Annotated in this window: 19 protein-coding genes; 13 read left to right on the top strand and 6 right to left on the bottom strand. The window is 65.0% G+C overall.

Annotation, left to right across the window (positions count from 1 at the left end):
* The first annotated feature begins 82 nt into the window (after window positions 1-82).
* From ACVMB0_RS12425 to ACVMB0_RS12455, 7 genes are all read left to right on the top strand, one after another.
* Window positions 83-688: a CGNR zinc finger domain-containing protein gene (locus ACVMB0_RS12425; protein WP_461349641.1), complete on the top strand. Its 606-nt coding sequence runs from the start codon at window positions 83-85 to the stop codon at window positions 686-688.
* Between the two features lie 281 nt (window positions 689-969).
* Window positions 970-1329 carry a hypothetical protein gene (locus ACVMB0_RS12430; RefSeq protein ID WP_461346407.1) on the top strand — a complete coding sequence of 120 codons (360 nt, stop codon included), beginning with the start codon at window positions 970-972 and terminating at the stop codon, window positions 1327-1329.
* Between the two features lie 344 nt (window positions 1330-1673).
* Window positions 1674-3143, top strand: coding sequence for a phenylacetate--CoA ligase family protein (locus tag ACVMB0_RS12435; protein ID WP_461346408.1), 1470 nt, complete (start codon window positions 1674-1676; stop codon window positions 3141-3143).
* Between the two features lie 23 nt (window positions 3144-3166).
* Window positions 3167-3964 (top strand): ABC transporter permease, encoded by a 798-nt coding sequence (locus tag ACVMB0_RS12440; RefSeq protein WP_461346409.1) that lies wholly within the window; start codon window positions 3167-3169, stop codon window positions 3962-3964.
* A 12-nt stretch (window positions 3965-3976) separates the two neighbouring features.
* Window positions 3977-4801, top strand: a complete 825-nt coding sequence (locus ACVMB0_RS12445) for an ABC transporter ATP-binding protein (RefSeq protein WP_461346410.1) — start codon at window positions 3977-3979, stop codon at window positions 4799-4801.
* Window positions 4801-5394: a GNAT family N-acetyltransferase gene (locus tag ACVMB0_RS12450; protein ID WP_461346411.1), complete on the top strand. Its 594-nt coding sequence runs from the start codon at window positions 4801-4803 to the stop codon at window positions 5392-5394. Before ACVMB0_RS12445 ends, ACVMB0_RS12450 begins: the two co-directional genes overlap by 1 nt.
* 157 nt (window positions 5395-5551) lie before the next feature.
* Window positions 5552-7498 (top strand): DEAD/DEAH box helicase, encoded by a 1947-nt coding sequence (locus ACVMB0_RS12455; RefSeq protein WP_461346412.1) that lies wholly within the window; start codon window positions 5552-5554, stop codon window positions 7496-7498.
* A gap of 233 nt (window positions 7499-7731) precedes the next feature.
* On the opposite strand, the gene ACVMB0_RS12460 is transcribed toward ACVMB0_RS12455, so the two are convergent.
* On the bottom strand, window positions 7732-9225 hold the full coding sequence (locus tag ACVMB0_RS12460) for a sensor domain-containing diguanylate cyclase (RefSeq protein WP_461346413.1): 1494 nt from the start codon (window positions 9223-9225) through the stop codon (window positions 7732-7734).
* A 116-nt stretch (window positions 9226-9341) separates the two neighbouring features.
* Between ACVMB0_RS12460 and ACVMB0_RS12465 the strand changes: the two genes are divergently transcribed.
* A complete protein-coding gene (locus ACVMB0_RS12465; protein WP_456750495.1) occupies window positions 9342-9599 on the top strand; it encodes a DUF7662 domain-containing protein in 258 nt (85 codons plus the stop codon).
* Between the two features lie 159 nt (window positions 9600-9758).
* Here ACVMB0_RS12465 and ACVMB0_RS12470 read toward each other — a convergent pair whose 3' ends face one another.
* Window positions 9759-12635: an EAL domain-containing protein gene (locus tag ACVMB0_RS12470; RefSeq protein ID WP_461346414.1), complete on the bottom strand. Its 2877-nt coding sequence runs from the start codon at window positions 12633-12635 to the stop codon at window positions 9759-9761.
* Between the two features lie 120 nt (window positions 12636-12755).
* A complete protein-coding gene (locus ACVMB0_RS12475) occupies window positions 12756-13754 on the bottom strand; it encodes an NAD(P)H-quinone oxidoreductase (protein WP_461346415.1) in 999 nt (332 codons plus the stop codon).
* A 287-nt stretch (window positions 13755-14041) separates the two neighbouring features.
* Between ACVMB0_RS12475 and ACVMB0_RS12480 the strand changes: the two genes are divergently transcribed.
* From ACVMB0_RS12480 to ACVMB0_RS12500, 5 genes are all read left to right on the top strand, one after another.
* Entirely contained in the window at window positions 14042-14233 is a 192-nt protein-coding gene (locus ACVMB0_RS12480) for a DUF1192 domain-containing protein (protein ID WP_461346416.1), read from the top strand.
* 481 nt (window positions 14234-14714) lie between these two features.
* A complete protein-coding gene (rcdA, locus tag ACVMB0_RS12485) occupies window positions 14715-15227 on the top strand; it encodes a protease adaptor protein RcdA (protein WP_074128824.1) in 513 nt (170 codons plus the stop codon).
* 34 nt (window positions 15228-15261) lie between these two features.
* Complete coding sequence (locus ACVMB0_RS12490) at window positions 15262-15855, top strand: hypothetical protein (RefSeq protein ID WP_461346417.1); 594 nt, start codon at window positions 15262-15264, stop codon at window positions 15853-15855.
* Window positions 15856-16028: 173 nt separating this feature from the next.
* Window positions 16029-16655, top strand: a complete 627-nt coding sequence (locus tag ACVMB0_RS12495) for an FMN-binding negative transcriptional regulator (RefSeq protein ID WP_461346418.1) — start codon at window positions 16029-16031, stop codon at window positions 16653-16655.
* A 199-nt stretch (window positions 16656-16854) separates the two neighbouring features.
* Entirely contained in the window at window positions 16855-17469 is a 615-nt protein-coding gene (locus ACVMB0_RS12500) for a LysE family translocator (protein WP_461346419.1), read from the top strand.
* 34 nt (window positions 17470-17503) lie between these two features.
* Here the strand turns inward: ACVMB0_RS12500 and ACVMB0_RS12505 are convergent, their stop codons facing one another.
* From ACVMB0_RS12505 to rpmE, 3 genes are all read right to left on the bottom strand, one after another.
* Window positions 17504-17998, bottom strand: coding sequence for a hypothetical protein (locus ACVMB0_RS12505; protein WP_461346420.1), 495 nt, complete (start codon window positions 17996-17998; stop codon window positions 17504-17506).
* A 432-nt stretch (window positions 17999-18430) separates the two neighbouring features.
* Window positions 18431-18937 (bottom strand): GNAT family N-acetyltransferase, encoded by a 507-nt coding sequence (locus ACVMB0_RS12510; RefSeq protein ID WP_461346421.1) that lies wholly within the window; start codon window positions 18935-18937, stop codon window positions 18431-18433.
* Between the two features lie 1120 nt (window positions 18938-20057).
* The gene (rpmE, locus tag ACVMB0_RS12515; protein WP_016845230.1) at window positions 20058-20285 is read right to left on the bottom strand and encodes a 50S ribosomal protein L31; all 228 of its coding nucleotides are present in this window, start codon (window positions 20283-20285) and stop codon (window positions 20058-20060) included.
* Between the last annotated feature and the right edge of the window lie 80 nt (window positions 20286-20365).

Below are 20365 nucleotides of genomic sequence, written 5' to 3' on the forward strand. Positions count from 1 at the left end.
TCAAGAGGCGATTAGGCGGTTATTTCCGATCGGATAAAAAAGGCCGCCAGGAGGTCCAGCCGTGCAACCCCACCCACCCGCGATGTTCATCGCCGATAGTTTGGGTCTCGATTTCATCAATTCGATCGCGACCCCGGTCGACACGCCGGTGGACTGGATCGCCGACGGTAATGGCCTGTTGCGTTGGCTCGCGCAGGCGAAATTGGTGCCGTCGGATGTGCTCGACGCGCTCAAGGCCCGCGCGAAGCCGGGCGAACTCGATGATGTCGCCGGCCAGGCGCGAGACCTGCGTGAATGGTTCCGCGGCTTCGTGCGCAAGCATATGGGCAAGCCACTCGCGCCCCGGGCATTGAAGGAATTGGAGGCGCTGAACCGGCTGCTCGAGAGCGATCAGGCGTTCAGCCGAATCGTGCCGCATCGTCACGACGATCACGACGGCTTCGCGCTGGAGCAGACGCGGCGCTGGCGCTCGGCGGAAACATTGCTGGTGCCGATCGGCGAAGCGATGGCCAAAGTCGTCTGCGAGGAAAGCTTTTCCGACATCAAGGCGTGCGAGGGCCCGGCCTGCACTTTGATGTTCGCCGATCACACAAGGGCGCGTGCGCGCCGCTGGTGCAGCATGGCGATCTGCGGCAACCGCGCCAAGCAGGCCGCGCACCGCAGCCGGATCAAGGACAGGGGAGCATGATCCGGAAACGTGCGAAGCGGTTTTCCGAAAAGATCATGCTCAAGCAAAGAAGCCAAACCCGAGCAAACGGGCCGCTATGACGCCAAAGGGTAACGGTCGTTGACGCATTACACGCCGGAGGGAACTCAAAAATCCCTCCGCGCCCGATCGCTCGGAAGCGCCTAAAACCGGAATGAAATCCATAGCGGTTTTCAACCATGCCCCTTGAGCCTTCCTCAACTTCCGCAGCCGATGCTTCGCCCGCCCAAAGGACCGACCAGGGATCGACAAGGAGCTTGAGCATGCCGGCCAAGGCAAGAACGACGGCAAGAACGACCGCGACCAACGCCACCGCGCAGGGGCGCGAGGATATCCTTAACGCGCATGCCATCAGCACGCTGGGCGCCGGCGTCGTCAGCGCGATGAGCGCGGTCGGCGCCGCCGTCATCAAGAAGAACAAGCCGGCGCTCGGCAAGAGCCCGGACTGGTTCTGGCACATGTTCGCGAAATGCGAGGCCAAGGCCGCGCGTGTAGCCGAGCAGGCCGCGCGCGATCCGGAGGCCTGCGGTGACGCGACCTTCATCGAGGTCTATGCCGCGCAATTGCCGAAGCTGATGGCGTCGGCGCTCGAGAGCCACGAGAAAGCACTGAAGGCGAAGTGACGTTGGCCGGTTCGGGTCAGTTCTGTCGGGCGGGTTAGTCTTACTGCGTTACAAGCGTCTTTCCCGCCGGTCCTGCGAGACTGCGAACGATTCCAGTCGTCATTGCGAGCGAAGCGAAGCAATCCATCTGTCCGCGAATGCGGTTGGATGGATTGCTTCGTCGCTATCGCTCCTCGCAATGACGGCGGAGGCAGACTCGTGACGCAGTAAGTTAGCTAACCCGGCTGCGATGCTTCCGATGCGGCTGGAGCACCGTGTGACGCCAGTCACGGCAGCCACGCACGCCGCACGCCATTGATAGCGCCATGAAACGGGCGGTCCTCCCGTCAATCATGGAGCTGAAGATGACGTCCACGCTTGCAATCAGCACTTCCGATGACAGCCTTGCTCCGGTGCCGGAGCACGATCAGGCCGCCGCGTCCCTGGTGCCCGCCGCGGTCGATAGCACCAGCGTGCCGCAGCGCCAATTCTGGGAGACCGAGCACACCCGGCCGGATTTCCAGCCGTCCGACGATGCCGCGCCCGAGCTGGTCGCCGCGACCGCGAACTATCTCGGCGAATGCATGCGGCATCCCTATCTGCCGGTATCGGACATCCGCGCGCGGCAATTCGCCCGCATCAAGCAACTGGTCGAGCTCGCCTATCGCGACATCCCGGTCTACCGCGCCAAGTACGATGCGGCCGGCTTCAAGCCGGAGCATCTGCGCGACTACGACGACATCCAGAAGATCCCGGTCATCACCAAGCCCGAGCTGGTCGCGGCGTTTCCGGACCGGTGCGTCAACAGGAAGTACAAGCCGGAAAACCTGTTTCCGACCCGCTCGTCGGGCTCGTCGGGCCAGACCCTCTTGATCCGCGTCGACTACGACGCCGTGATCACCGACACCATCCAGGGCGTCCGCCAGTTCGCGATGCAGAGTGGCGGCAACTACCGGGCCGAAGACCTGCTCGCCCATGTCTACACCGTGCCGTGGTGGTTCGATTCGATCGGCGGTGATTATCCGACCGCCTTCATCTCGAACCTGATCCCGCCGGCGCGCGTCGCCCAGCATCTGCGCTATCTCGGGCCGAAGATCCTGTCGCTCTATCCGTCGAGCCTCGATGCGCTGATGCCGCATGTCGACGAGTTCCGCTCCTCGCTCAATCTCGCGGTGACGCATTCGGAATATTCCTCGCGGGCTGCCCGCCAGGAATGGTCGCGCCAGCTCGGCGTGCCCGTGCTCGACGAATATTCCTCCGAGGAGGCGACGCGGATCGCGCTCGAAATGCCCAACGGCCAGTATCACGTCTGCGAGGACACCGTGCACCTCGACGTGCTCGATCCCGTCACGATGCAGCCGCAGGCTGCCGGGCAGTCCGGCGTCGGCGTGATCACCAACCTGCTCAACGAGGCGATGCCGTTCATTCGCTACGTGCAGGGCGACTACATCACCCAGCCGGTCAACCCCGCGCCGTCCGATATCAACTGGTCGCAGATCGCGAGCATCGACGGCAGGCTCAACGACGCCTTCGTCAACCGCGACGGCCGCAAGGTTCCGGCCGGCAGCATCCTCGATGCGACCTATCGCTGGATGTTCGACTGCAACCTGCACCTGGCGCAGTTCGAGATCGTGCAGCGCGGCGTCGACCTGGTCGAGGCGCGCGTCGTGCTCGGCCAGGATACGCCGCTGGGCCGGTTGCACGGCTCGGTCGCGCATCTGGAGGATCTGCTCAAGGCCTGCCTCGAGCATCCGGTCCGGGTGCAGGCTCACGCGCTGCTGGCGTTTCCGCCCAAGGTCGGCAAGCGCCGCCCGATCCGCCGCGAGTTCGATTGATCGCAGCAAATAGGGTGCGTGCCATGACACAGTCACTGAATCGCATCGCCGCCATGACGGCGCGTTATTACTACATCCTGCGCTCGTCATGGCTGCGGCTGCTCGAGATCGTCTACTGGCCGGCGATGCAGATGCTGGTGTGGGGTTTCCTCTACACCTACCTCTATGACAGCAAGTCGGCGATGGCCTCCACCGCCGGCCTCTTGCTCGGCGCCGTCCTGCTCTGGGACGTGCTGTTTCGCGGCCAGCTCGGCTTCACCTTCACCTTCCTGGAGGAGATCTGGTCGCGCAATCTCGCCAACCTGATGATGAGCCCGTTGCAGCCGTCCGAGCTTGCGGCCTCGCTGATGCTGATGAGCCTGATGCGGCTGGTGATCGGCACGCTGCCGGTGCTGCTGCTGACCTGGTTGCTGTTCGGCTTCAACGTCACTGCGATGGGGCCGGGGCTGATCGCGTTTTTCCTCAATCTCGTGCTGACCAGCTGGGCGATCGGGCTCGTCGTCGCCGGCCTCGTGATCCGGCAAGGTTTTGGCGCCGAGAGCCTTGCCTATTCGATCATGATCGTGCTGCTGCCCTTGTGCTGCGTCTACTATCCGGTCGCGGCGCTGCCGCTCTGGCTGCATCCGGTCGCCTGGTCGTTGACGCCGACCTATGTGTTCGAGGGCATGCGCGCCGTGCTGCTCGACGGCACCTTCCGCACCGATCTGATGCTCGAATGCCTCGCGCTCAATGCCGTCTATCTCGGCATTGGCTTCACCACATTCGTCGCCCTGCTGCACAGCGCCCGCCACAAGGGCGGCCTGCTCACCATGGGCGAGTAAGGGGAGAGATCCATGAGCCGCATCGAACGCTTCCTGCCCCGCGGACATCTGACGCCAGTTTTGGCAAACGCTACGCCCGCGCAGGGTAACTCGGACCGGCCCAACCTCGATGACACGCCAGCCATCGCCGTCGAGGATCTCTGCAAGAAGTACCGTACCCATTGGGCGGTCGACGACGTCAACTTCATCGTGCCGAAGGGCTGGACCGTCGGCCTGCTCGGCGGCAACGGCGCCGGCAAGACCACCACGATCTCCATGATCATGGGCCTCGTGGTGCCGAGCTTCGGCCGCGCCATGGTGCTGGGCCACGACATGGCGACCGAGCGTCACAAGGTGCTCAGCCGGATGAATTTCGAGAGCCCCTATGTCGCGCTGCCGGGCCGGCTCACCGTGCGACAGAACCTGACGGTGTTCGGCCGGCTCTATGGCGTCGCCAATCTGAAGGCCCGGATCGAGCAGCTGATCGAGGATTTCGAACTCGGCGACGTGCTCGACCGGGTCACCGGGCGGCTCTCCGCTGGGCAGAAGACCCGCGTCGCCGTGGCCAAGGCGCTGATCAACGATCCCGACGTGCTGCTGCTCGACGAGCCGACGGCATCGCTCGATCCCGACCGCGCCGAATGGGTGCGCAGCCGGTTGCGCGCCTATCAGAAGCGCCGCGGCGCCACCATCCTGCTGTCCTCGCACAACATGACCGAGGTCGAGCAGCTCTGCGACTTCGTCGTGATCATGAGCCATGGCCGCGTCGTTGCGATGGGGCGTCCGCAGGAGTTGGCCGAGCGCTTCAGGTGCCGGGACCTTGACGAGGTCTTCATCTATCTGGCGAGGGTTGCGTGATGTCCTCATCTGGTTCTCCGAACGACAAGCCGGTTGCGATCCGCAGGGAACGCCGTTCGGACGTGGCGGCGCGAGACAGTCTGCTCGACGCTGCATTCGGTCCTGGCCGTTTCGCCAAGACCTCGGAGCGGCTGCGCGAGGGCCGCAAACCTGCGCGCGGCCTCGCGTTTGTCGCGCGCCGTGGCGGCCGCCTGGTCGGCACGTTACGGCTGTGGCCGGTCATGACCGCGACCGGTCACACCTGCCTGCTGCTCGGCCCGCTGGCCGTCGCCGAGGATGCCCGACGTCTGGGCATCGGCGCCGCGCTGATGCGACAGGCGCTGGCGCGTGCGCAACTGCTGGGCCACCGCGCCGTCATCCTGGTCGGCGATGCCGCCTATTACGGCCGTTTCGGCTTCTCGGCTGCGACAACCGGCGCGCTCCGCATGCCCGGGCCGTATCAACGCGAGCGGCTGCTGGCCTGCGAGTTGGTGCCGGGCGCGCTGCGCGGAGCAGGCGGCCTGATCGCCGCCGCCGGCCCGCGTCCATCGCGATTGTCCGGACTGATGGACCGGATTGCCGGAAGCCGGGCCCCGATCGGACAGCCGGCCTGATCCGCGGCGCCTTTTCTGCCACGGAGGCATGGCGATTTGGCCGGTCTTGGCGTAAAGCACGCCAAATCGTCATGCGGCTGTGCCGCTTGCCGGGGTCGCAGCTTCAAGTCGTCCCGCTCGACGTTCTGCGCCCGGACCAATCAAGGTTTCCCATCTCGTGCCCTTTCCGACCACCAGTTCGCCGCTCGCCCGCGCCTTGGCTGAGCGCAACTACGAACAACCGACCCCTGTCCAGCTCGCCGTGCTGGCGGAGGATGCCGTCGGCCGTGACCTGCTGGTCTCGGCCCAGACCGGCTCGGGCAAGACCGTTGCTTATGGATTGGCCATGGCCAAGGACCTGCTCGGCGACGCCGAGCGGTTCGAGCAGGCCGCCGCACCGCTGGCGTTGATCGTGGCGCCGACGCGCGAGCTCGCCTTGCAGGTGCAGCGCGAGCTTGCGTGGCTCTATGAACATGCCGATGCCCGCGTGGTCTCCTGCGTCGGCGGCATGGACCCGCGCCGCGAGCAGCGCGAGCTGGCCGCGGGCGCTCACATCGTGGTCGGGACGCCCGGCCGGCTGTGCGACCATTTGCGGCGCGGCCGCCTCGATATCTCGGGATTGCGCGTCGTCGTGCTCGACGAGGCCGATGAGATGCTCAATCTCGGCTTCCGCGAGGACATGGAATTCATCCTCGAAACCACGCCGGACAGCCGCCGCACGCTGTTGTTCTCGGCGACGTTCCCGCGCGGCATCGTCGCACTGGCCAAGCAGTACCAGCAGCAGGCGTTCCGGATCGAGGTCGCGGGCGACGAAGGCGGCCATGCCGACATCGAGTACCGCGCCATCCGGGTGGCCGCCGACGACGTCGAGCACGCGGTCGTCAACGTGCTGCGCTTCCATGAGGCGCCGAGCGCGCTGGTGTTCTGCAACACCCGCGAAGCCGTCAGGCATTTGCAGGCGGCGCTGCTGGAGCGCGGGTTTTCCGTCGCCGCGCTGTCGGGTGAGATGACCCAGAACGAGCGGACCCAGGCGTTGCAGGCCTTGCGCGACGGTCGGTCCAGGGTTTGCGTCGCGACCGACGTGGCGGCGCGCGGCATCGATCTGCCGAGCCTCGATCTCGTCATTCACGCCGACCTGCCGAAAGATCCGGAGGTGATGCAGCATCGCTCGGGCCGCACCGGCCGCGCCGGCCGCAAGGGTGTCAGCATCCTGTTGGTGCCGCCCGCCCGGCGGCGGCGCGCCGAGTTGCTGCTCGATCTCGCCGGCATCGATATCGTCTGGGGCACCGCTCCGCAGGCGGACGAGATCCGCAAGCTCGACCATGATCGCTTGCTGAAAGACGCCGTGTTCTCCGAGGAGGCGACTCCGGACGATCTGGCGCTGGCGCAGGCCTTGCTCGCCGAACGCTCGCCCGAGGCGATCGCCGCGGCGCTGGCCCGGCTCTATCGCGCACGGCTGCCGGCGCCCGAAGACATTCTCGATCCCGGTGAAGCCCGCGGCCGCGACCGCGGCGATCGCGCCGCGCGCCGCGAGGAGCGTGCCGCCGGGCCGCGCGCGAAGGCCGGGAAGTCTCCGCGCCACGGCATGGAGGAGGCGACCGTCTGGTTCCGCGCCGCGATCGGGCGGAGGAAGAATGCCGAAGCGCGCTGGCTGCTGCCGATGATCTGCCGCCGCGGCGGCATCGACAAGCGGGACATCGGCGCCATCAAGATCATGGACACCACCACCGAGTTCGAGATCGCCGCGCGGGTCGCAGACTCATTCTCCGTCAAGATCAAGCGTCCGGACAAGGAAGACAGCATCCGCATCGAGCCGCTGGCGGAGGCTCCGCAGCGGGAGACGCACGCGGAGAAGCCGGCCCGCAAGCCGAGGCACGAGCCCTGGCGTGATCAGGACGATGGCGGGCACCGCGCACCGCGCAGCGACGAGCCGCGTAATCACGCGGCCGCCAAGCGGCGCGGCAAGCCGGACCGCGAAACGAGCGTCAAGATCGACGGCGAGCCCAGGTTCGGCAAGAAGAAGCATCGCAGCAAGTCCGGCTACGCCGGGCACACGCAATGGCCGGACGTGTCGACGGCGAAGCCGAAGTTCGGCAAGAAGCCGAAGAAGAAGCGGCGCGGCTGAGTTGGCGGCAGCCGCTGCTACGCGCTCAGCTTGCTGATGCGACTTAGGGTGACACGCTGATGTCCGCCACCGTCATCCTGAGGAGCCGCGAAGCGGCGTCTCGAAGGATGAACGGCCCGGCCGGTGGCCGTGCATCCTTCGAGGCTCGCTCCGCTCGCACCTCAGGATGACGGATTTGATTGCTTTGCGGGGACGATGATGCGGTGAGAGTTGCGCGACTAACGCGACTGCCCTCACGCCACCAGCGCGATCTTCGGCACGGTGGCCAGCGCCGACTGGTTGCGGCCGTTGGCCTTGGCGGCGTAGAGCGCTTTGTCGGCGGCTTCGATCAGGTCGGCCCATGGCTGGCCTGCGGCCGGTCGCATGCTGGCGACGCCGATGCTCACCGTCGTGCTGAGCTCGCCCTCGCACCATTGCTGCACCTTGCCGCGGATGGTCTCGGCCAGCTTGAAGGCTTCGAGCGCGGTCATGTTGGGCAGCAGCACGGCGAATTCCTCGCCTCCGAAGCGCGCCGGGCAATCGCCGGCGCGGCGCACCGCGTCCGAAATGCAGATCGCGATCCCGACCAGCACCTGGTCGCCGGCCTGATGGCCGTAGGTGTCGTTATAGGCCTTGAAATGATCGGCATCGATCATCAGCAGCGCGACCGGCTGGCCGTAGCGGCCGGCACGGCGCCATTCGCGCTCGATCTCGGCATCGAATTTGCGCCGGTTCTTCAGGCCGGTGAGGGCGTCGGTCGTCGCCATCTCCTCGAGCTTGTCCTCGGCGTCGGCGCGGCGGACGATCTCGCGGGCGAGCACCAGCGTCGCGCTGAGCACGAACAGGATCAGGACGGCCATGATCGCGCCGATGCGGATCGCCTCGGTGCGCCAGAGGTTGAACACCGCTTCCAGCGGCTTGCCGACCACCACATAAAGCGGCCCGGAGCTGCTGCGCCGGACATAGAGCCGCGGCGTATCATCGACCGGACCCTTGCCGGAGAAGGCGCCGCCGACCTTCAGATTGTCGGCCTTCCAGTCCGATTGCTCCGCGAGGTTCTTGCCGATCACGTCGAGATCGAACGGCGTGCGCATGATGATGGTGCGGTCGTTGCGCAGCACGGTGATGGTGTCGCCGGGCACCAGGTTCAGCCGTCCGAACAGATCGTGGAAATAGCTGAAGCGGATCGAGCCGACCACGACGCCGAGGAAGCGGCCGTCGTCGGCGGAGATGCGCCGGCTCAGCACGATGGCGTAGGCGCCCCGATGCAGCATCGGCCGGCTGACATAGAGGCCGGTGTCCGGATGGTCGCGCTGGATGGTGAAATACTGCTCGTCGCTGCGGTTCTCCGGGCGCGGGTCGAGGCTCGCGGCGTCGATGGTGAGGTTGCCTTCCGCATCGAACACCTGGATCGCGCCGAAATGCTGCGCGGTCGCGGCGTGATCGAACAGGATCAGCTGGCGCAGTTCCTTGCTGACGTTGCGGATCTCCGGCATCTCCAGATTGCTGGCGACCGCGCGCAGCGACAGATCGTAGAGCTCGATGTTGCGGCTGATGTCGGCCTCGATGCCTGAGGCCAGATTCTCCAGGGTCCGGCGCGCCAGTTCCTCCTCGCCGCGGCGCATGTCGAACATCACGCCGGCGCAGACCGCGGAGAAGCCGAGCACGGTGGCAATCGACGCCGCGATCAGCAGCTTTGCCGATAGCCGCCAGCGCCGCTTAGCCTCGTTTCCCCGTCGAAATGGCATTTTCAGCTCCAATGCGCCGTCATGCATCGGGAAATCTTGTCGTCGCCTTAAATGGCGACAGCGGCCGCCGAATGGGTTAACGGGTGGTTGCCGGAATCCTGAGCCTTGAGGACGACGTGAACGACTACGACCCACTGCGGGACTACCTGAAGAAGCAGCATCTTCCCGAGTTCGTGCTGACCTTCGAGCAGATCGAGGAGATCATCGACGCGGCGCTGCCGCGCGCCGCGCAACGGGCGTCGTGGTGGGAAACCCTGCGCAGCCCGCAGGAGAAGATGCCGCAGCGCGAAGCCTGCCTCGAGGCCGGCTACATCGCCACCCGCCAGGCCGACGGCAAGAGCGTCAAGTTCAAGCGCATGCCCAAGCCGCGCTAGAAGAGGCAACACTCCAGGTCGTCATCGTCCGCGAAAGCGGGCGATCCAGTATTCCAGAGACGTCAGAGTGATACGGATAAGCCGCGGCGTACTGGATACTCCGCTTTCGCGGAGCATGACATTCGTGAGCGGGGCAGGCAGAGTGCCCCCGGCCCCCGCCTAACTCGCGGCTTCCAGCCGTTCCTCGGTGAGCAGCCGCGTGGCGGCGTCGGCGTCCATCGGCTCGCCGAAGGCGAAGCCCTGCGCGTATTCGCAGCCGAGCTGGTAGAGCTCGACGGCATCCGAATCGGTCTCGGCACCTTCCGCGACCACGTCCATGCCGAGATCGTGCGCCAGCGCGATGATCGATTTCAGGATCACCGGGCGGGTGCCGCGGCTGGTGGTGCGGACAAAGGACTGGTCGATCTTGATGGTGTCGAACGGGAAGCGCTGCAGATAGGACAGCGAGGAGTGCCCGGTGCCGAAATCGTCGAGCGACAGCCCGGTGCCGAGCTCGCGGATTCGCGCCAGCATCTGGGCGGCGTGCTCCGGGTTCTCCATGACCAGCGATTCCGTCAGCTCCAGCTTCAGCGTGCCGCGCGCCACCGAGGAGCGCGACAGCACGGTGCGGATGTCGTGGATCAGATCGTGGCGCAGCAACTGCCGCGAGGAGACGTTGACCGAGGCGAAGATCGGCTCGCGGGCGCGCATCGCGCGCTGCCACACCGCGAGCTGGCGCGCGGTCTGGTCCATCACGAACATGCCGAGATCGACGATCAGGCCGGTCTCCTCGGCGACGGTGATGAATTCCGACGGCGACATCCGGCCGAGCTTCGGATGATCCCAGCGCGCCAAGGCCTCGAAGCCGGCGATCGCGCGATCCTCCAGCCGCACGATCGGCTGGTACAGGATCGTGATCTCCTGGCGCTCGATGGCACGGCGCAGGTCGCTTTCCAGGGTCAGGCGGTCGGTCTTGCGTGCCCGCATCGCCGGCTTGTAGACGTCGATGCGGTCGCCGCCGATCCGCTTCGAGTGATACATCGCAAGCTCGGCGTCCTTGATGATCTCGTCGGTCAGCGGCGCCGCCGGGTCTGACAGCGCAAGGCCGATCGAGGCGGTCAGGAAGATCTCGCGGTCGTTGAAGGCGATCGGGGCGCGGATGGTCTTGCGGATGGTCTCGGCGAAATTGGTGATCCGCGCCGGGTCCTGCTCGGACAACAGGATCAGGCCGAACTGGTCGCCGGCCATCCGGGCCAGCGTGTCCTGCGGCTTGAGGATGCGGGTCAGCCGGCGCGCCAGCGTCAGCAGGATGGAGTCGCCGACCGCGATGCCGACGGAATCGTTGACCTGCTTGAAGCGGTCGAGGTCGATCACCATCAGGGTCGGCCGCAGGTTCGGCATGGTCTTGGCGAGGTTCGCCACCGCGCTGAGGCGATCCATGAACAGCTTGCGGTTGGGCAGGCCGGTCAGGTTGTCGTGCACCGAGTCATGCAGCATCCGCTCTTCGGAATTCTTGAACTCGGTGACGTCGGTCAGGGTGCCGACCACGCGCGAGACCTCGCCGTCGGAGCCGACCACCGGGCGCGCCTTCAGCGCGAACCACATGAAATGGCCGTCGGGCGTGCGCAGCCGGAAATCCTGCACCAGGCGGCCGCGGCGCTGGTCGAGCACGCTGTCGAGCGCGGCGCGGAAGCGGTCCTGATCGAGCGGGTGCAGCACCTCGAGCCATTTCGCCGCCGGGCCTTCCAGCGTGCCGCGCTTCAGCCCGAGCAGGGCTTCGGTCTCCGGGCTGGTGAACACCTTGTCGGCGGAGACGTCCCAGTCCCAGATCAGGTCGCCGGAGCCGGTCAGCGCCAGTGCGCGGCGCTCGACATCGGAGACCACGCCGGTGGTGGCGCCGCCGCCGGCGAAGGCGTGCTGCATGACAGTAAATCCGATCAGCATCACGATCAGCACCAGGCCGCCGAGCAGCGCCGGGCCGACGATGTCGTTGGTGACGGAGCCCGCGACCGTCATGCCGGCCGCGACCACCCAGACCACCAGCAGGAACCAGGTCGGGATCAGCAGCACCGCGCGGTCGAAGCCATGGGTCGAGAGATAGACGATCAGCGCGAAGCCGGCGAAGGCGATCATGACCAGCGACATCCGCGCGATGCCGGAGGCGACCGCGGGATCGAACAGCGCCAGCGCCACCAGCGAGCCGAGGAACACCAGCCAGCCGATCGTGATGTGCGAGTAGCGCACGTGCCATCGGCTGAGGTTGAGATAGGCGAACAGGAACACCAGCAGCGTCGCCGCGAGGATCGCCTCGCCCGCCGCGCGCCAGACGCGCTCGGCGTTGTTCGACATGTCGAGTACCTTGCCCCAGAACCCGAAGTCGACGCCGATATAGACCAGCACCGCCCAGGCCAGCGCCGCGGCGGCCGGGAACATGATGCTGCCCTTGACCACAAACAAAATCGTGAGCACCAGCGCGAGCAGGCCCGAGATGCCGATCACGATGCCCTGGTACAGCGTGAACGAGTTGACCTTGTCCTTGTAGGCGTCGGGTTCCCACAGATAGAGCTGCGGCAGCTTGTCGGTGCGCAGCTCCGCGACATAGGTGACGACGGCCCCGGGATCGAGCGTGATGCGGAACACGTCGGCGGTCGGACTCTCCTGCCGCTCCGGACGATCGCCGACCGACGGCGTGATGGTGGCGATGCGCGACAGGCCGAGGTCGGGCCACAGCAGGCCCGACGACACGATGCGATAATGCGGCGCGACGATCAGGCGGTCGAGCTGGTCGTCGGTGTTGTTGGCGAGCGCGAACACCACCCAGTTCTGGCCGCCTTCGCGCGCGCGCACCTCGATGCGGCGCACGATGCCGTCGGTTCCGGGAGCGGTCGAGACCTGGATGCGGTCGGTTTCACTGCGCTGATGGTCGAGCACCGCGGTGAGGTCGATCGCCGGTGCATCGCTGCGCACGCTGACCGCGTCGATCGCATACGCGGCAGGCGCAGCAGCAAACATCATGAGGCCCAGCGCCAGCAGCGCAAGGCACCTGATCAGACGCAATGTCAGTACTCCGCGATCGACAAACTGCCCGGGCCCGGCGACCGGCCCGGAGGTGGCGCGATAAATGACACGAAAGCGAAGGGAATCAAAGGGTTTCCGCCCTTCCATCCGCTGCGAGAGTTAAACCACCAACACAATTTTGCCAATATGTTCGCTGGTCTCCATGCGGCGGTGCGCGTCGGCGGCCTTTTCCAGCGGGAATGTGCTGTCCATCAGCGGTTTGACGCGGCCGTCGCGCAGCAATGGCAGCACCTTGGCCTCGATCGCCGCGACCATCGCCGCCTTGTCCGCATTACTACGGGGGCGCAAGGTCGAGCCGGTGTGGTGCAGCCGCTTCACCATCAGCTTGGCGAAATTGGCTGACGCCTTCGGTGTTCCCGACAGGAACGCGATCTGGACGATGCGGCCCTCGACCGCGGCGGCATCGTAGTTGCGGTCGATATAGTCGCCGCCGACCATGTCGAGGATCACATTGGCGCCGGCACCGTCGGTGGCCTTCTTCACCGCCTCGACGAAATCCTCAGTCTTGTAGTTCACGGCGTGATCGGCGCCGAGCTTGAGGCAGGCATCGGCCTTGTCCTGCGAGCCGACGGTGACGATCACCTTGGCGCCGAACGCCTTGGCAAGCTGGATCGCCATCGTGCCGATGCCCGAGGAGCCGCCGTGGATCAGCAATGTCTCGCCGGCTTGCAGCGCGCCGCGCTCGAACACGTTGTGCCACACCGTCATCAGCGTTTCCGGGATCGCGCCGGCTTCCTGCATCGTCAGTGAGGCCGGCACGGTCATGGCCTGCGCGTCCTGCGCGATGCAATATTGCGCGTAGCCGCCGCCGGCGACCAGCGACATCACCTTGTCGCCGATCCCGTGCTTGGCGCCTTCGCCGAGCGCGACCACTTCGCCTGCGATCTCGAGACCGGGCAGGTCGCTCGCGCCGGGCGGCGGCGGATAGGAGCCGGAGCGCTGCGCGACATCGGGGCGATTGACGCCGGCGGCCGCGACCTTGACCAGGATCTCGCCGGCCTTCGGCACCGGCACCGCGCGGGTCTCGGGCACCAGCACCTCCGGGCCACCGGGCTTGCTGATGGCGACGACGGTCATTTGCGCGGGCAGGTTTGGCATGGTTCGTCCCTGGTCGGTGAAGAGGATTGCCGGATGGCATACCCCCTTTTGCATCGAAGCGAAACGCCATTAAGCCCCGAACCGGGCCGCCAGATGCGCGGCTTTTTCAGGGCTGATTTTCTCGACCGGCGGGGGACGCCTTGCGGCCGGAGTGAGCCATTGGGTCAGCGCGGCACGGATGCGCGTCAGATGTTGCACGCACGGCAAAGTCGCTGCAAAATTCTCCTGCGCGCGGATATTCACCTTCTCCGGGTGCGCGACATCGGATCACATCGCCGGGAGGACACATGCCGATTGAGGATGAGGACCGGCCGCGAAAGAAGATCAGCCACGAGATCGGGCAGGATCTCTATCTCTTGTCGGTCGAGGAATTGGCTGAGCGCATCGCGCTGTTGCACGCGGAAGCGGACCGCCTGAAAGAGGCGATGGCGAAGAAGAGCGCATCGAAGGACGCGGCCAACAGCATTTTCAAGTCGTAGCGCGCGAAGCGATCTCCTTCGTAGCCCGGATCGAGCCAACGGGTCGCGCGAACGCGCGCCCGATGACAGGCTCCGCGTAATCCGGAGGCGTCGTGTGCGTCTGCACCGGCCCCCGGATTACGCTGCGCTCCATCCGGGCTACGCAGCGGCGTGACGCCACCTGTCCCAAACTAGGTCAATGGCCGACATGGCAAACAAAGCCTGAAGAAATCCGCTCATTTACGGTCGGTTAAGCTTTCTCGATTATGACTGCATTGTCCTCGTTTGGACACCGAGTGGCTCCTGTCCACTCTGTTTGACGCCTCCCTGTTATCAACTTCAAAGCCGCCGGAAACGGCGGCTCTTTTTTGTTGCGTCCGCGGCTGGAAACCATAAATCCGGTTGCGGCTGGACTCTTCGGCGCGCCCGCGCAATGATTTGTTCATCATAAGCTGGCGCGTGAGATGCCGGCGGGCGTTACGATGGTGTGAGGGCGTTAACCATGGCCGATCGTTCCCAGAACGAAGCCGGGCTTGTGCTGTTCAGTGAACGGCTGACCAATTCTGCGGCATTCGGCGTGCTGTTCCGGGAAGGCATGGACCTGGTCGAGCAGACCGCCGCCTATCTCGACGGCGACGGCCGTGCCGAAGCCAAGGCGCTGGAACGGTCCGTCAGCCTGACCTATGCCACCGAAAGCATGCGCCTGACCACGCGGCTGATGCAGCTCGCGTCCTGGCTGCTGCTGCATCGCGCGGTCAAGGAAGGCGAGATGACGCTGACCCAGGCCAATCGCGAGAAGACCAAGGTGAAGCTGTCGGCCGCCGATCCCGGCCCGGCCGACATGGTGATGAAGCTGCCCGAGCAATTGCAGCAGCTGATCGCCCGCTCGATGGATCTGCAGGCGCGCGTCCGCCGCCTCGACACCACGATCCACGCGCCGGCGCCCGATCGCTCGTCGATCGGCAACCCGCTGGTGCCGCAGCTCAACCGCCTCAAGGCCGCGTTCGAGCAGTAAGTCCAAGCCGTTACATCGGCGTGAAGCTCGCGATGTGGAGACGGTCACGGTGCTTTCTTGGCGATACTCGCTGATAGCGGCAGCCGCTTCGGTACCGCTTCTTGTCGCCGCAATTGGCAAAGCTGGCAGCCAGACGACCAGTCATCCGGAGCTCAAGACGCCTGCGGAAATGGCCGAGGCGATTGCTCATTCCATCGACGCGATGGCTCGCGCGTTCGATGCGAAGCGGGAGAAATCGGTGACCCCGCCGATTGCCTTCCAATCCGCGACGTCGCACGACAACGTCGTCGATGTGCATTACAGGGCGAATGATGCGGGAATGCTTCCTCGCAACAAGGCTGAAGGCGAGGAGCAGCGACTTGGATTTGCCGGCAGGTTTTGCTTTGATCGCCGCGTATCGCTGTTTCAAAAGAATGGAGTGGTGATCCATCGAGTCCTTTTCGCGCCCGATGATAGCGCCCCCTTCGAATTCACCATCGATCAATCGACGTGCGCCGCGCTGATAGAGGCCGCCAAAGCGCGCGCCGAATCCCCCAAGCGAGCAGCAGGGCCGGCGCCGAACTCGCTCACCGAGCCGAAGCGCGTGCACACGATGACCATTCGGCCGGAGCAGGCCGAACAGAAATAGCTCAATCGGCATCGAGCCGGCGCTGACCAGTCCATGCCCTGGTCTGCCGCGCACGCGGTCGACCGCTGATCGTGGCACGGAGGCGGGCATAGTGGACCAATCAGTTTAATCGAAAGTGGCCCTTATCCTAAGCCACTTTGGCGCTATCATGCGAGCAATCGAAGAGGTCCGTCATGTACCTGCCGCCGCATTTCAAGATGGAAGAGCTCGGGCCGATCCACGCCGCGATGCGGGCGTCAAGGCTGGCGACGCTGGTCAGCGCGACCGCCGACGGGCTGATTGGCACGCCGCTGCCGCTGATGCTCAACGCGGACGAGGGCGCGTACGGCACCCTGTACGGTCACGTCGCGCGGCCCAATCCGCAGTGGAAGCTGCCCGCGATCGGCGAGGCGATGGCGATCTTCATGGGCCCCGACGCCTATGTGACGCCGTCCTGGTATGTGACCAAGGCCGAGCACGGCAAGGTGGTGCCGACCTGGAATTACGTCGCCGTGCACGCCTATGGCGCGGCCGAGTTCTTCGAGGATGCCGACCGCCTGCTCGACGTCGTGACCCGGCTGACCGTGCTGCACGAGAGCTCGCGCAAGGAGGTCTGGCAGGTCAGCGATGCGCCCGCCGATTTCATCAAGGCGCAGCTCCGCGGCATCGTCGGCGTGCGGATGCCGATCACGCGGATCGACGCCAAGAAGAAGATGAGCCAGAACCGCAAGCTCGAGGACCGCGCCGGTGTGATCGCGGGGCTCGGCGAAAGCGACAATCCGGTCGATCGCGAAGTCGCAGCGATGATCCCGGCGAACTGAGGCGTGATGAACGAACGCAGCTCGTCATTGCGAGGAGCGACAGCGACGAAGCAATCCATCCATCGGCATGTGCGGGCAGATGGATTGCTTCGCGGAGCCTGTCATCGGGCGCGCGTTCGCGCGACCCGTTGGCTCGCAATGACGGCGGAGGAAGTCGCGTCCGTCCAGCCCCCTCGTTGTCCGGAGATTGAGTCTTCACATGGAATTGTATCTCGCCTTTGCGATCACCACCGCGACCTTCGCCCTGATCCCGGGACCAGCCATGCTCTACGCCGCGGCTCGCACCTTGGCGGGTGGCCGGCGTGCGGGACTGATGGCATCGCTCGGCCTGCATCTCGGCGGCTATGTCCACGTCATCGCCGCAGCCGCCGGCCTCGCTCTGCTGTTTCATGCGGTGCCGCCGCTCTTCATGGCGATGAAGTTTGCGGGCGCGGCCTATCTGGTCTGGCTCGGGCTGTCGCTGTTTCGCGATCGCGGCAGCAAACGTCTTGAGCTGGCGCCGCTCTCCGCCGAGCGGGCCTTCGCGCAGAGCATCGTCGTCGAGGTTTTGAATCCGAAGACCGCGATCTTCTTCCTGGCATTCCTGCCGCAGTTCGTCGATGCGTCGGCCGGCGTTCCGGTCTGGGCCCAGCTGGTCCTGCTCGGCACGATCGTCAACCTGACCTTCTCGGCGGTCGATATCGTCTGCGTGTTGTTCGCCAGCGCGGTGATGGCGAAGCTGGAGCGCTCGCGGAGGTCGCAGCGGATCATGCAGCGGATCGGCGGCAGCATCCTGGTCGCGCTCGGCGCGCGGCTGGCGTTCGGGGATCGTTAGGGTCAACCATTGTTCATCAGCGTGACGGCGTCACTCAACGCTTCGCCGCCGGCGCTTCGAACGGCGTCTGCAGACCAGGCGTGTATCGGTCCCGGAAACGCCCGGCCATCGTCAGAAATATCCTCAACCCTCGGTAGCGCAACTCGCGATCTATGCTACCGTGCCCTTCTCGGGACGGCTGTTCCGTCCCGGATTTGGGAGGGCAAGTCATGAGATTGTCGCCAGGCTTTGTCGCGCCTTCAGCTGCCGCCGTCTTGTCGACCGTCTTGTTGTGCGGTCCGGCAGCGTCACAAACCGATTCCGCCAAGCCGCTTCCGTCCATCACGGTCGAAGCGCCGAAGCCGGCGGCCCGGCCAAATCGTCCGACGCAGGCGGCGACCACCGGGGTATCGCACCGCGGATCGAGAACCGCCCAGACGAGATCGTCAACCGTGCGCGCGCCGTCGCCGGCGCCGGATACGGTGCTGGGCAGGATTGCCGCGCTGGAGAAGGTCGCCAGCAATTGCAACGGTGGTTGCGAGTCGAGCATGCCGCACGGCAAGGACCCCTGGGTCGGCTGCAGCGAGTCGACGGGCGGACATACATATGGACCGTTCTCGGCAACCTGCCGGGACAACCTGACCTACAAATCATATGTCGATTGCGTCGAGACCAAATGGTTCCTGGGCGAGTACCGAAACCGAGCCTGGTGGCTTTGCAGCAGCCTGCAGGCCGCGGGGAAGTTCAAGGTCGCCGAGCTCAAGCGAGCAAGGCATTCGCGATAAAGCGTGATCAAGCGGCAGCCCGTAGGATGCGTGGAGCGAAGCGATACCCATCATCTTGCCACGCGGTTGCAGCCTGATGGGTTTCGCGGAGCTTATCATCGGGCCGCGCGTTGCGCGGACCCGTTGGCTCTACCCATCCACAGACAAGAACGCGACGACGATTCAACCGAAGCTCATCGCGCCTTAGCGGCGTGTGCTCATAAGATCCGGGGCCCGAAGTCGAGGACCATGAGCTCCTCATCGTAATACGTGTCGTCATACTTTGAGGCCTTTGTCTCCACGCCATATTCTCGAAAGCCCACGCTTTTATAGAGGTGTCGGGCAGGTTGGTTGTCTCGGACGACGCTCAACTGGACGAGTTCGACATTTTCACGCGCGGCATCCAGCACCGCGTTCAACAGCAGACGTCCGATGCCGAGGTTTCTTGAAGTTGGTCGAACGTACATGCCGAACAGCCTGCCCTTGTGAGCATTCGGTCGCCCCTCCTGGACGGCGAAGCCTGCTGTCCCGACAAGTTCGTCGTCTCGAAACGCCCCCATGATGTGCGCGTTTTCAAGCCGGCTCGCGAACCATGTCACGTCCGACCCGTCCTCCAGCTCAAAGGTGCTTCGCAACAATTCTGGATTTGCTCTGAGCGCTTCCAGGCGGATTGCCTTGAAAGACGCCGCATCGCCTGACCTCAGGCGTCGGATCGCAGCGTTCATGCACGAGCCTTCCATTTCGCATTTCGTCATTCGCGACCTTAGCGGGCAACGACTGGCGGTCACAAGGTCGGGACAACGTCGCGTCTTGGCCCATCGCGACATGGCCGCGGCTGCGTAAAGGCCGGCCGGTGTCGGAGCGAAGCAGACATCGCCGAAGATTCGGGGGAACGTTCACTTGCTGCGTGCGACCTCCGCAGCCTTGCGCCAGCAATCCCGATGCGGCGGGTGAGACAAAACAACCCGACGGGCAACTCAGCAAAAACGCGTCAAGGGCTCGCTACAAAAATTTTTCGCTTTATCCGAAGAGCAATTCGGTGTATGAATTTTCCCGTCTCGCCCGACATGAGGGGCGCTTCGCGGTCGTCACGAACGCGGGTCGAGATGCGGTGGACGCGGATTGTGCAGTCGACGAATGCGCATGAAGCGGACGGTGAAATCGTGCAGGCCTGACGCCCTAGCGGTAGGTGTCTCTTCCGATTGCGCAAATGCGCGTTGTGAAGACGGTGACAACAAAGCCAAGTCTCGCCGGGGAGAGCACGTATAAGCCGTAAGCCATCGCGCAGGGAAAGCCGGATTGCTCCGGTTACACCTGTGGTCCTACCCCCGAGCTTTCTACCCATTGCTCGGGGCCCATGGGTGCGATCGGCACCCGGCTTTCCCTGCGCCCTCTGTGAGAGGAGGGCGGAACGAAATCAAAAGCTCGGACAGATCGTGTCGCGAGAATGCGAAGCTGTATCCAAACTCAAACTGTCATCGCCCGGCTCGACCGGGCGATCCAGTACGCCGCGGCCTTTCGGCTCAAGCACTGCGGCCTCTCGAATACTGGATCACCCGCTTTCGCGGGTGATGACAGCACGTGGTGTGGGCACGAATCGCGAACCGTCCCTACCGTCGTCCTGGCGAAAGCCAGGACCCATTACCCCGGAATGCGCATTGTTGCGCGCGCTGGGGCCACAATCCCGTTCATCACCGAATGTGGTGGTTATGGGTCGCCGGGACGACGGCGTGGAGGGAGTGGCGCGCTTGTCCATCCAACCGATCCGGACCGCCCCCAAAACAAAAACGCCCCCGAGACGGAGGCGTTTTGCGTTCGACCACGAAGGCGATCCCGAAGCGGACTTCAGTCCTTCTTGAGGAAGCCCGAAAACTTCTTCTGGAAGCGCGAGACGCGGCCGCCGCGGTCCATCAGCTGCTGGGTACCGCCGGTCCAGGCCGGGTGCGACTTGGGGTCGATGTCGAGGTTCAGCGTGTCGCCTTCCTTGCCCCAGGTGGAGCGGGTCAGGTACTCGGTGCCGTCGGTCATGACGACCTTAATCGTATGATAATTCGGATGAATATCGGCTTTCATGACAGTTCCTTCGGCGCGCCGGCGCCCATCTCAAGACATTCAGGTACGGGATTTGGCCGGCTCTATAACCCATGGAGCCC

Source organism: Bradyrhizobium sp. USDA 4451, assembly GCF_054822585.1.